This window comes from Vibrio sp. QJM3NY_35, from assembly GCF_057785915.1.
Genome location: NZ_CM173507.1, coordinates 398,545 through 411,944, shown reverse-complemented (window position 1 = coordinate 411,944; position 13,400 = coordinate 398,545). Strand labels below are relative to the sequence as shown.

At 46.2% G+C, this 13,400-nt stretch carries 7 protein-coding genes; 2 read left to right on the top strand and 5 right to left on the bottom strand.

The genetic code is table 11. The features are described 5' to 3' along the window. Positions 1–28: 28 nt before the first annotated feature. Entirely contained in the window at positions 29–763 is a 735-nt protein-coding gene (gene rluA, locus AC3CH3_RS01925; RefSeq protein WP_488537625.1) for a bifunctional tRNA pseudouridine(32) synthase/23S rRNA pseudouridine(746) synthase RluA, read from the bottom strand. A gap of 158 nt (positions 764–921) precedes the next feature. Between rluA and AC3CH3_RS01920 the strand changes: the two genes are divergently transcribed. Further along, positions 922–2,199, top strand: a complete 1,278-nt coding sequence (locus AC3CH3_RS01920) for an NRAMP family divalent metal transporter (protein WP_488537624.1) — start codon at positions 922–924, stop codon at positions 2,197–2,199. Between the two features lie 111 nt (positions 2,200–2,310). On the opposite strand, the gene rapA is transcribed toward AC3CH3_RS01920, so the two are convergent. Then, positions 2,311–5,220, bottom strand: a complete 2,910-nt coding sequence (gene rapA, locus AC3CH3_RS01915) for an RNA polymerase-associated protein RapA (protein WP_488537623.1) — start codon at positions 5,218–5,220, stop codon at positions 2,311–2,313. A gap of 467 nt (positions 5,221–5,687) precedes the next feature. Here rapA and AC3CH3_RS01910 point away from each other — a divergent pair, with 467 nt between their 5' ends. Then, positions 5,688–7,067, top strand: coding sequence for a PhoH family protein (locus AC3CH3_RS01910; RefSeq protein WP_061019100.1), 1,380 nt, complete (start codon positions 5,688–5,690; stop codon positions 7,065–7,067). A gap of 106 nt (positions 7,068–7,173) precedes the next feature. Here AC3CH3_RS01910 and tldD read toward each other — a convergent pair whose 3' ends face one another. The 3 genes from tldD to AC3CH3_RS01895 all read right to left on the bottom strand — a co-directional run bounded on the left by tldD (position 7,174) and on the right by AC3CH3_RS01895 (position 13,398). Further along, entirely contained in the window at positions 7,174–8,619 is a 1,446-nt protein-coding gene (gene tldD, locus AC3CH3_RS01905) for a metalloprotease TldD (protein ID WP_017061366.1), read from the bottom strand. Positions 8,620–8,638: 19 nt separating this feature from the next. Further along, positions 8,639–9,451, bottom strand: a complete 813-nt coding sequence (locus AC3CH3_RS01900) for a carbon-nitrogen hydrolase family protein (protein ID WP_123295137.1) — start codon at positions 9,449–9,451, stop codon at positions 8,639–8,641. 74 nt (positions 9,452–9,525) lie between these two features. Beyond that, complete coding sequence (locus tag AC3CH3_RS01895; protein ID WP_488537622.1) at positions 9,526–13,398, bottom strand: YhdP family protein; 3,873 nt, start codon at positions 13,396–13,398, stop codon at positions 9,526–9,528. Positions 13,399–13,400 lie beyond the last annotated feature (2 nt).

The following is a 13,400-nucleotide window of genomic DNA, read 5'->3' as shown; positions in this document are numbered from 1 at the left end:
TCCTTGAGTTTATGTCAATTGAGTCATTCTAAGCTTTTAGCTTACTGTAGTCTGGAAGCTCTGGCGCAATTTCAAAGTGCTGTTCAATTTGCGGTCGTGCTTGAGGATAAAAGTCACAAGGGACAAAGGCTTTGAATAATTGATTGGTGCTCGGATGATAAAAACTCAATTCACAAGCGTGCAAAGCTAACCTATCGCTATAATTAAACGCATCTGACGTTGCGTAAAACTCGTCGCCTACAATTGGATTCCCTAGCGCCATGCAGTGCACGCGTAACTGATGGGAACGACCCGTAATAGGAAGTAACTTCAACAGTGTGGTTTGAGGCTCTTGTTGTTCGACGATATAACGAGTCTGAGAGGGTTTTCCATCCTCGAAGCACACTTTTTGTCTCGGTCGATTTGGCCAATCACAAATGAGTGGCAGATCAATCAAACCTTCTGCTTCTTCTACTGAACCCCATACTCGCGCGTAATAGAGTTTGTGTGTCAGTCGATATTGAAACTGCTTCTTCAAATGACGCTCAGCTTGTTTGTGTTTAGCAAGCAGCATCAAGCCCGATGTCGACATGTCCAATCGGTGCACGACTTGAATCTCTGGAAACTCAACAACTAACCGACTCCACATACTGTCGTAATGTTCTGGCAACCTACCCGGAACAGAAAGCAAACCCGCAGGCTTGTTCACCACAAGAATATCGTCATCTTGATAAACAATATCAATCCACGGTTCACGCGGTGGTGTGTACTGTTCTAACGCCATTGAAGCCTCTTAATTGCTAGTGAATAAATAATTTACGGTTGATTTGTTTATAAATAAATACAGTTTTCAACATTTTCGTACATAAAAGTTGACGACTTTACAAAACATGGTATTGATAGGGTAACGGATAATAAGAAGTCAGCATCAAAGGAAAAACGATGGACAGTACGGTTAAAACCACCAACACAAAAACACCAACCTCAGCTCCCCTATCAAGTTTAATTAAGTCTCTTGGCCCAGGCATTATGATGGCCGCAGCGGCTGTAGGTGGTTCTCACTTAGTCGCCTCAACCAAGGCGGGTGCGATTTATGGTTGGCAGCTTGCTGCGCTTATTATCCTCGTTAACGTATTTAAATACCCATTCTTCAGAGCCGGCATCCAATACACGCTAGGAACGGGTCAAAGCTTGGTGGAAGGTTACTCTAACCTAGGCCGCCCATACCTTGTGATCTTTTCGATCTTGAGTGCCATATCTGCGGTCGTGAATACCGCTGCCCTGCTATTATTTAGCGCAAGCCTACTCAGTTACTTTATTCCTTTCGATTTAGCCACCAGCACCTTGTGCATGATCGTTTTAGCGACCTGTTTGATCATTCTGTTTGCTGGCCATTATCGTGCTCTAGATACACTATCTAAAGCGATCATGGCGATCTTAACCATCACAACCTTAGCTGCTGTTGCGATTGCTATTGGCTCCCCAGTCCAGCCTGATGCTGCTTTTGTTCCACCGTCGCCTTGGTCACTCGCTGCTATTGGCTTTATCGTGGTGACCATGGGTTGGATGCCTGCGCCGATCGAGATTTCAAGCATCACCTCTATGTGGCTAAAAAGCCAAAAAGAGAAGCAGGAAGTGACCGCACAATCAGCACTGTTCGACTTTAACGTTGGCTACATTGGTACAGCGCTGCTTGCTTTAGTATTCGTTGCGTTAGGCGCGCTAGTGCTTCACGGTTCCGGTGTTGAGCTGTCTCGCTCTGGTGTTGGCTTTACTCATCAGTTGGTCGGCATCTACGCTTCGACAATTGGTGAATGGTCTCGTCCATTAATCGCTCTTATCGCTTTCTTCTGTATCTTTGGTAGTACGATTACCGTTATCGATGGCTACTCACGCGTGCTTGCTGAATCACAGCGTCTATTATTCAAAAAAGATTCAAGCCCTAGAATGCTGCAAGGCTGGATCATCATTGTCTCTCTCGCGGCATTAGCGATTGTGATGTTCTTTAGCGCAGCACTGATGCCAATGCTTGATTTTGCGATGGTACTTGCCTTTGCGACTACGCCATTCTTCGCGCTGCTTAACTTCATCTTAGTGAATAAGGCTAAGCTTCCAGAAGCACTAGCCATTGGCAGCAAGCTAAAATGGCTGTCTGTCGCGGGTCTTGTTTACCTGTTCGGTTTCTTAGCCGTATTTGTTTGGTGGAAGTGGTTGATGTAGCTCTTCTACCTATACATCTTTCAACAACCAATACAGCTTTCAAACGCTAGATAAAAATAAGGCCTTCATGATGAAGGCCTTATTTCGTTGAAGCATCTCGCTAATTCAAAACTAGTTGTGAGAAACCACAATTAAGCGTAATGAATCTAGCTGAACCTGAGCTTTGCTGATGTAACCGGTCAATTCATTGATTTGAGCTTCAATGACTTCTAGCTCTTCATCACGAATGTTAGGGTTCACGGCTTTAAGCGCTTGTAGACGCTCTAATTCACCGTTCAGGTTAGTCTGCATGTCTCGTTGAGCTTGTTCACGCACTTCTTCCACTTTAGGAAGTACATGCGTCTCACCCGCTTCGATTAGCTTGTGAATTTCACCTTGTACCGAGTTAACTAGCTTGCTCGCTAGGTGACGGTTTACAGGGCTTAGTTGACGGTTAAAGCTGTCGAACTCAACCTGAGCTGATAAGTCATTACCACGGCCATCCATCATCAAACGAATTGGCGTCTTAGGTAAGAACTGGCTGATACCGCTGCGTTTCGGTGCTTGCGCATCCACAAGATAGACCAGCTCAAGCAGGATAGTACCCACTGGCAGTGCTTTGTTTTTCAGTAACGATACTGCTGACGCACCAACACCTTCACTCAGTAGCAGATCGATACCGCCCTGAATCATTGGGTGTTCCCAGCTAATGAAGTTCATGTCTTCACGAGAAAGCGCAGTATCACGATCAAACGTGATGGTTGCGCCTTCGTATGGTAAGCCTGGGTAGCTTGGTACCATCATGTGCTCAGATGGTGTCACAACCAACGCATTCTCACCCTTGTCGTCTTGGTTCAAGCCAATCGTATCGAACAGGCTCAGTGCAAACGTCACTAGGTTAGTATCGCCGTCAGTCGAGGCAATCTTATCTGCAATTTCATGCGCTTTGTCGCCGCCGTTTGAATGCATTTCTAATAGGCGATCACGGCCTTTTTCTAGATCTGATTTCAGGCTTTGATTTAGCTTGGCAGACTCTTCAATCACTTCATCAAGCTGCTCTGTATTACCAGAAGCCAGCATATCAATAAGAACGTCTGAGTACTTATCGTAAACCGTGCGACCTGTTGGGCAAGTTTCTGCAAATGCGTTCAGACCTTCATCGAACCAGCGCGCTAGAATCGCCTGTGATGTGCCTTTTAGGTAAGGAACATGAATGTCGATATCACGCAGCTGACCAATACGGTCCAAACGACCAATACGTTGCTCAAGCAAGTCTGGGTTGAACGGTAGATCAAACATCACTAATTGATTCGCGAACTGGAAGTTACGACCTTCAGAGCCGATTTCACTACAGATAAGAACCTGAGCGCCGCCCTCTTCTTGAGCAAAGTAAGCCGCCGCTTTATCTCGCTCTAGAATCGACATGCCTTCGTGGAATACGGTTGCACGCACGCCTTCACGTTCACGCAGTGCTTGCTCTAATTGAAGAGCCGTACTCGCACGCGAAGCGATCACTAGGATCTTCTCGCTGCGCTTGTCTTGAATCTTTTCAATCAACCAGTTCACACGTGAATCGAACTGCCACCAGCTTGAGTCTTCACCTTCAAACTCTTGGAAGATCTCTTCTGGATAAAGCATCTTCATCGCACGAGCTTCAGGAGCCATCTTGCCGCCGATCATGCCAGATACGCGCATCGAAGTTGTGTACTGCGTTGGAATTTCCATCGGCAGTAAGTTTACATTACGCTTAGGGAAACCTTTGATTGCAGCACGTGTGTTTCTGAATAGAACACGACCTGTACCATGGCGATCCATAAGGTTATCAATCAATTCTTGACGAGCTAACGCTTGCTCTTCTTCGCTGCTATCACCTTCAATGATGCGGAACAAAGGCTCAACATCTTGCTCAGAAAGCAGTTCAGTAATCTGGTTCTTCGCGCTGTTTTCAAGCTTCACGCCAGAGAACAGTGCAGTAACTGCATCAGCAACCGGTGCGTATTGGTCTTCTTCTTCAACGAATGCTTCGTAATCGTAGAAGCGATCAGGATCTAGAAGACGCAGACGTGCAAAGTGGCTCTCACGACCAAGCTGTTCAGGCGTTGCTGTTAGTAGTAGCACACCAGACGTATTTTCCGCTAAGCCTTCAACCACTTGGTATTCGCGGCTTGGTTTGTCTTGGCTCCACTCAAGGTGATGCGCTTCATCGACAACCAACAAGTCCCACTCACCCTCAAGTGCTTGTTCGTAGCGCTTGCGGCTCTTACGTAGGAAATCCAAAGAACACAGAACATATTGTTGTGTATCGAATGGGTTATCTGATTCTGCAAAGGCTTCAATACAACGCTCTTCGTCAAAGATAGAGAAGTGCAGATTGAAACGGCGCATCATCTCTACTAACCATTGGTGTTGCAGAGTTTCAGGTACCACAATAAGAATACGTTCAGCACGGCCAGACAAAACTTGTTGGTGGATGATCATGCCCGCTTCGATGGTTTTACCTAGACCCACTTCATCGGCCAGCAAAACACGTGGAGCGTGACGACGACCCACCTCATGAGCAATATACAGCTGATGAGGAATTAAGCCTGCTCGCATACCACACAAGCCACGCATTGGGCTCTTGTGTTGTTGATATTGATTGCTTAGCGCGCGGTAACGCAACACAAAATTATCCATACGATCGATTTGACCTGCATACAATTTATCTTGTGGCTTGTTAAAGCGGATCTGGTTGCTTAAGAAGATCTCACGCAGAGCGACTTCTGTTTCTTGGGTATCTTCGCGAGTACCTAAGTAGGTTAACAGTCCTTTGTCTTCGATAACTTCTTCGACAGACAGAGACCAACCTTCTTGGCATTCGATGACATCGCCTACATTAAACGTTACTCGGGTTACGGGAGCATCAGTACGTGCATACACACGGTTTTCTTCTGACGCTGCAAACATTAGTGTCACTGTGCGAGCATCCATTGCTACAACGGTACCTAAACCTAAATCGCTCTCCGTATCGCTTATCCAGCGTTGCCCCAAAGCAAATGTCATGAATCGACTACCTCAATCTTATAGTTGGAATTTGGTCTTTTTTAACTGCAATTTTGAACAAGAGCATTATCACTCCCGAACTAAAAATATAGCCAAAAATACCTAGTTTGCAGCCACTTTTTAAGTGCGCTCTCAATAATAAATATCTCGAGAAAATGGTGCAGAAAAAGGTCGCTAATCTTACTCGATGCTGTGATTTAGGTCACGCCTAAAGGAGATGATTTCATGCTTTTTTTCTGTTTTCGCCAGTGCAATCAAACTGTCAAAAACTCATGGTTAATCTATAGATAGCAGATTGCTGCTCTCAAACGAACACGCGATATTCACTCGTAACGATATGGCGCTGTTCCTCTAGATGAAGTTTAGGTGAGTAGTTGACTATCACCAGAATCAGATACTAATCTTTATATGAGCTTTATCTACGTTCAATGAATGCAAGGCAAGCCGCACGTCGGCAAGGAGATGCTATGGGCGAGACCAACCGGAAGCTATTTGTTTTAGACACCAATATCCTACTTCACGAACCCTTCGCTATATTTTCTTTCCAAGAGCACGATGTCGTTATCCCCATGACAGTGCTAGAAGAACTCGACAGAATCAAAGACAGTAAAAGAGACGTTGCTCGAGACGCGAGAATTGCGATTCGAACGCTCGAAGACCTGTTCAGGGAAGCCACACCAGACCAAATATCGGAAGGCATCCCTTTTTCTAAAGACATAAATGCATCTGGCAGTATTTCAATACTCGCTGACTACGAACTTCAAGAAAGCATCAAAGCCTTTGCCGATGACAAGGCGGGCGATAACCGAATCCTCAACGCTGTCCTCTATCTTCAAAATAAACGCGCACCACGCGAAGTGGTTCTCATCACCAAAGACATCAATATGCGCTTACGAGCAAAAGGCGCCGGTGTACGTTTTGTTGAAGACTATCAAACTGACCAACTGATTGATGATATCCAATACCTCACCAAGGGCTTTCAACAACTCGAAGGTTCCTTTTGGGATGGTATCGACAATGTCGAGAGCAGAAGTTTAGGTGGTAAGACGCTGCACACTTTAGCAAGAGAACCATTCGAGCCAACCTTCCTCAACCAATATGTGATTGACGAAGAAAGTGACTTTGCAGCTCGAGTCGAGGAGATTGAACCAGAAAGCATCACGCTTAGAGACCTCAGTCGCGAAAGACTGATGAATCGCAGAGCGTGGGACATCACACCAAAGAACGTCTATCAAGGCATGGCGATCGATGCACTGCTCGACCCTGATATCGATCTTGTGATTCTCACTGGCGCCGCAGGTAGTGGTAAGACGCTGTTAGCCATGGCCGCTGCACTTGAACAAACCATTGAGCGTAAGCAATTCGACAAGATCATCGTAACCCGAAACACGCCTGATATTGGTGAGTCGATAGGTTTCCTTCCGGGTACAGAGGAAGAGAAGATGTTGCCTTGGTTAGCCGCAGTGACCGATACACTGGAAGCGCTGCACAAGAACGACCACTGCACAGAAGGCTCGATGAAGTACATCTGTGACAAAGCCAATATCCAGTTCAAATCAATCAACTTCATGCGTGGCCGCTCGATTCAAAATGCGTTTGTGCTTTTGGATGAGTGTCAGAACCTTACCGCTTCACAGATAAAAACCATCATCACCCGTTGTGGTGAAGGCACTAAAATCGTCTGCTCAGGAAACCTAGCGCAGATAGACTCTTCTTACTTAACACCCGTCACCTCAGGCTTAACCTACATGGTTGAGCGTTTTAAAAACTTCGAAGGCAGTGCCAATATCCACCTCAATGGCGTGGTACGTAGCCGACTGGCAGAGTTTGCTGAAGAGAACATGTAGCGACTCTATACGCGCACCGAATCAGTAATCTAAAAACAAAAAGCGCCTCACAATAGAGGCGCTTTTCAATTTATCTTTATAGTGATTTTTCAGAGGCTAGTCTGTTTTACTCAGTACCACCGACGGTTAGCGAGTCTAGCTTCAATGTTGGTTGACCAACACCCACTGGCACACTTTGGCCAGCCTTACCACACACACCAACACCACGGTCGATGCTTAGGTCGTTACCCACCATAGACACCTGCTGCATTGCTTCGATACCAGAACCGATTAGCGTCGCGCCTTTCACTGGGTGAGTGATCTTGCCGTTTTCAATCATGTACGCTTCAGACGCTGAGAATACAAACTTACCTGATGTGATATCAACCTGACCGCCACCGAAGTTCGGTGCGTAGATACCTTTCTCAACCGTTGCAATGATCTCTTCAGGCGTGTGTTCGCCCGGTAGCATGTATGTATTCGTCATACGTGGCATTGGAAGGTGCGCGTAAGACTCACGACGACCATTACCTGTTGGTGCTACACCCATTAGACGAGCGTTCAGCTTATCTTGCATGTAACCTTTTAGGATGCCGTTTTCGATTAGCGTATTGTACTGACCGTTAACACCTTCATCATCGACGTTCAATGAACCGCGTAGATCCGTTAATGTACCGTCATCGACAATCGTACATAGGCTTGAAGTTACTTGCTCACCAACTTTGCCAGAGAATACTGACGACTCTTTACGGTTGAAGTCGCCTTCTAAACCGTGGCCTACCGCTTCATGCAGCAGAACGCCCGGCCAACCAGAACCAAGAACCACAGGCATTGCACCAGCAGGCGCTGCAACCGCTTCAAGGTTAACTAATGCTTGGCGAATCGCTTCATCCGCAAATTGGTAAGCAACTTGAGTGCCTTTGTCATCACTTAAGAAGAAGTCGTAACCAAAACGGCCACCACCACCAGCGCTACCACGCTCACGACGATCACCCTTCTGTGCAAGTACGCTAATAGACAAGCGAACCAGCGGACGAATATCACCAGCGTAGGTGCCATCAGTCGCAGCAACCAGCATCTGCTCATGCACACCACTTAGGCTCACCGATACTTCAGTCACCATCGGCTCTTTAGTGCGAATATAAGCATCTAATGATTTTAGTAATTCTGTTTTCTGCTGCTTTTCCCAGCTCGCTAGCGGGTTAACTGCATCATAGTAAGCTTGGTTAGAGTTGCGTTTGAACGCTTGAACCTTGCCGTTTTGACCTTGTTTAGCGATACCACGAGCCGCAATTGCGCTCTGCTTAAGGCCATCCAATTGGATTTGGTCAGAGTAAGCAAAACCGGTCTTTTCACCAGATACTGCACGAACACCAACACCGCAATCGATATTGAAAGAGCCGTCTTTAATAATGCTGTCTTCTAGCACCAAAGATTCGTGCCAGCTTGACTGAAAGTAGATATCAGCATAATCAATTTGGCGGGTAGCAATGCTCGCCAATGTATCTGCGATATTTTGCTCCGTAAGCCCTGTTGGGTTCAGTAGCGCTTCTTCAATTTGATTAATGCTCATAGATGGCTCTTGTTTGTAATTAAAATTGATTGGTAAATCGAGAGTGTTGCGCGATGGGCATATTTTGCCTGATTGATTCGCAACTGGACGTGTCTATCTCAACCACCATACTTTTAGGATCTTGGTCTAACTGTGCGACCACTCTTCCCCAGGGATCAACCACCATAGAGTGTCCCCATGTTTCTCTTTGACAAGGATGTTTTCCGCCTTGTCCTACCGCAACGATCCAAGATTGTGTTTCGATCGCACGGCATCTTAATAGTGCTTCCCAATGCGCCTGTCCGGTTACTGCAGTAAATGCTGCCGGTACAACCATAATTTGCGCACCTTGTTTCCGTAACTCGGAATATAAATGTGGAAAGCGCACATCATAACAAATACTCAAACCTAAGCGACCAAAAGGCGTTTCCGCTGTCACAACTTGGTCACCCGGTGTGAAAATATCCGACTCTCGATAGCACTTATGGGCATCGGCGACATCTACGTCAAACATGTGTAGCTTGTCGTAATGAGCCACTAAACTGCCAAAATCGTCAATCACCAAGGTTGTGGTAGTCACGCCTTTAGCTGTGCTTATCGGCATACTACCAATAACGATCCAAATTCGGTGAAGCTTTGCTAGCTCAGAGATTTTCTTTTGCAGTGGGCCATCATTTAGAGGCTCTGCATACTGGTGATAGTCGGCTTTACTGCCAAAGACTAACGCATTTTCAGGACACACAACCCACTTAGCCCCCGACTCTTTGCACTTTGCTACCTCTTGAACAAGGTACTCAAAGTTCAGTTCAGGGCTAGGGCCAGATGTCATTTGAATCAACCCAACACAATCCATGTGTATCGCTCCTCCATTCATTATGATTCAGAAATCAGCATTTCACCGTATATTCGCTGACTAGGATATAAGGCCTATTCGGCTAACTTCCTGAGTTTCTCTGGTAGCTGGAACTCACCGGAGCTACGAGAAAGCTCGCTCACCGTTGGTGAATCCAATGGTCCTTTCACCGAATAATTAACTTGGGTAAAGACTTCAACAACCGGCGAAATAACCGTGGTCACCGCCAATACGTACAGCGCCGTTTGAGGGGTTACCGCAAACGCCGTTAATACCGGAATTCCAGAAGTGATATCTGGAGTAAAGTTCACTTCTGCATCAACCTGACGCGTATTTAGGTTGGCGATGCCTTTGATCTTCATCTCACCCGCCACCGCATCCATATTCAAGTCATTAGTCAGGAAGATACCGTTTTGGATCTCGCCCGTACCTGTGATGCTGTTGAATGCCATGCCTTTATCAAACACATCTGAGAAATCGAGCTGCATCTTACGGATGATCGAATCTAGGCTAAACAAACCAAGTAGACGAGCCGCGCCGCTCACATCTGAGATAATGCCTTTACCAAACTGGGTTTTCACGTTGCCATCAAGCGTATCCATCTTAATGCCCCAAGGCGAACCATCCCAACCAAGTTGAGCTTCTAGCGCAAATGGTGCTTTTTGAATCCCTGAAGTGATACCAAAGCGTTCCATCAACTCACTGTTGTTTTCACCCTCAACGTCAACGGTCAAAGATGAATGACTCTTGTCACCATTCAATTCCCACCAGCCGCTTACATCCGCTTTATTGCCGCCGCTGCGCACCTGAATTTTCTTCCACGCAATGCGGTTTTCTTCTCTAGCAAGCTCAACATCGACCTTGCCAACCTTATAGCCTTGTAGCCAAAAGTCGTTAAGGGTTAGCGTTAGATTCGGCATGACATCATGTATCTTTCGATCCAACTCAGAGACCAAAGGTGCTTCTTGCTCTTTGCGTTGCAGCAATGGCTCTTGCTTTGATTTGTCGCTCCATTCAGGAACAAACAGATGCAGACGATCCAGTGAAACGGTCAAGTCGTAAGGAGGTAGATAATTAACATCGCCTTCTAGCTCTTGACTAGACACTTCCATTTGCCACGCTTGCTTGTTCTTACGAGCGCTAAAATCAACATCATTCCAAGAGATACCACCTAGAATCAGCTCTTTACTTTCGAAGGTCACACGACTTGGCGCAGGGATGGTTGGCGTATTCATTTGGCTAAGCACAGCGGTTGACGGCTGTACAGGTTCCATCACAACCGATAACCAATCATCCGCATTAAACTTGTCGGTACGAATCAGTGCATGATGACCCACCACCGGGCTAATTTTGTACCCACCTCGACCAAGCACTAGGTTGGTCGCCGTTAACTCAGGCACATCCCCCGTGATATCAATTTCAGCTTGGTACTTAGTGTTCGGCAGCTGCAGACGCGCAGTAATCGACTCTTGGTTACCCGATGCTTGTAGCCTTGCTGAACCACTCTCTAATGACTTTTTGGCCAATGGATATGGGTAATCGCTCGCGAGATATTTTAGATCAGACTGCAAATCCAATTGGTATGTAAAACCGATGTCATTCAGTTGGATATCAATCTGACTTTGCCACTGCGCATGACCAGATAAGCGACTTAGCCATTGTTCACCAATGTAAGGTTCTAAAGGTTTAACATCCCAATCGCCTAACACATCGATATCAACTGCGTAGCCAGGGCCATCATTCTGACCTTTAAAATCAAGCGATATCCCTTGCTTAAGCAAATCAGCGGCGAGGCCATTTGCTGTCACTACGTCATTATCAAACTCGATACGGCCCGTGGTGTTCTCAAGCACCATTGGCGGCGCTTCAATCTCAACATGGTTACCACTAAGGTCAGCATAACCCCATGCTCTTGCTTCTCTTTCAGAATCAAACGGAATATTGAGCTGGAACTCGGAAGAGACATCACCACTCACTTGAAGTGCGGTTAACGCGGCCCCTACTGAGTCAACCAGTGGCGAAGCCGTCATGTAATCACGCACCGCATTGCCAGACGCCGTTGCCTTGGCTTCAATCTCAATATGACCGCCTTCCCCTAGATAAGGAATACGTCCAGTGATGCGATCAGCTGTCACATCCATCAGCTGTGCTGAGCGAGAATCTAGATGCATTGCATCATTTTCAAATAGCAGATCGAGCTGAAGGTCAGTAATCAATGGCCATGCTGTATCAAAGCTGAATTTAGCATCTTCTAATCCGACCCACACTTGGAAAATACCATCATGATTAGTGTAGGGATAATGAGATAAATCACCATGCCACAATAGCTTTACGGTATCAGCCTTACCGGCTTGAATCGCAGTTGAAAGGTAATCGGTCAGGTCTTGTCCAAGTGCCAGTGTCGGCAGGTAACGCCATGTTTCACCTACATTGTAAGCGTCCGCTTCGCCATAGAAGGATAAGAATGGGCTCGCATCCTTTGGAAAGTCTAAGCGAAATGCGCCTAGTACTTGTAAGTCTGGTGTGGCTGCCGTGATTTTATCCGACCACAGTTTCCAGCCGTTTTCATCCTGCTGCCAAACAATATCAACCTGACCTTGTTTGATATTCAAAGGGGCTTGGAAGACATCACCATAAGGGAACACATCGTCAATAACGTGCAGACTAGCTTTCGCTTCTGATGCCGAACCAAACACACTACCTGACACTTGGCTAAAACCGGGCACTAACTCCCACTGTTCAATCGCCAGATCAGAAAAGCTAGCAGAGTAACGCAGGCTATCGATGTTTGAACCCATCGACACTCGAATATCAGAAACTGAACCACCCGGAGATAATACGTTAATCATTTTGGTGGATTGTTCAGAGTCCGGCAGCAGCTTAATCAACGGGGTAATTGTCTCAATGTTTAATTCAGAGACATTGAGCTCCCAGGGGCCTTGGTTCCACTTGAACGCTACGTCGAGTTCCGGCCAAGGTGTGTCATCCGTTCTAAGGTTTAGTGAGTGACCATTTACCTGCCAACCATCATCAATCGGAGACAACTTAAAGACGCCAGATTCAAGCATCAAGTCATGCTTGCCATCTTCGTTCCACGTCAATTCTGAAGGCAGAACTTCAACATAAGCGCTCACAGGTTTGCTATTTCGTAGCGTTAGCCAGCTATTCAAGCTCACAGTGCCCGTCTCAATGCCGGATTCCGCCTGCATATAACGAGTTAACCAAGGTTTGACTGAAATACTGTCGGCACTGACATAAAACTCACCTGTCATATCAGTTAAAGAACCGCCATCAACAAAGTTAGCGCTCACTGACAGAGAGTTTAGATTGGCATCTTTGATACTCACCACGCCTTCCGCAAGATGATGCTTACCAGAGTTTTGCCATTTCAGAGTTTCGATATCAAGCTGACGTTCTTCATCAGAAATAGTTCGATATAAAAGAGAGGAATCTTTAGCGGTCACATCCACCAAAGTTTTCAGAAGCAAATTATCTAGCTCTTGTATCACTCGCTTGGAAGACTCGGGATCTGTAGGTTCGTCTTTGCCATTTTGTCCGGCAAACAGATCAATTGAGCGGATATCAAGATACATTTGATTCATGACTAGATCGGCCACAACCGGGCGCATCTGCACGAGCGATTGAATCAAGTCAAACTCGACTTCAACACGCTCAACAGAGAAAGTCACATCTTCTGCATTGGGGAGGCTAGCTTTAACGCCTTGCAGAGCAATAGAAGGGTGAGTGTTACGCCAAAAACCGCCCACGTCTTGAATAGAAAACTCAAAACCGGAATGTTGGTTTACCCAAAGCTCAATTTCAGATTGATACTTATTTAAATTGGGTAAGGCTACACGCAGTGTAGTTACGGCAATGGCTAGCGTTACTAAGAGAGTAACCACTAACCATAAACATGCACGTAGAATCAGAGTAACGCTTGAACTCACAA

Coding starts and splice junctions, on each gene's coding strand:
- rluA (WP_488537625.1), bottom strand. CDS start 763: ATGGCGTTAGAACAGTACACACCACCGCGTGAACCGTGGATTGATATT.
- AC3CH3_RS01920 (WP_488537624.1), top strand. CDS start 922: ATGGACAGTACGGTTAAAACCACCAACACAAAAACACCAACCTCAGCT.
- rapA (WP_488537623.1), bottom strand. CDS start 5,220: ATGACATTTGCTTTGGGGCAACGCTGGATAAGCGATACGGAGAGCGAT.
- AC3CH3_RS01910 (WP_061019100.1), top strand. CDS start 5,688: ATGGGCGAGACCAACCGGAAGCTATTTGTTTTAGACACCAATATCCTA.
- tldD (WP_017061366.1), bottom strand. CDS start 8,619: ATGAGCATTAATCAAATTGAAGAAGCGCTACTGAACCCAACAGGGCTT.
- AC3CH3_RS01900 (WP_123295137.1), bottom strand. CDS start 9,451: ATGGATTGTGTTGGGTTGATTCAAATGACATCTGGCCCTAGCCCTGAA.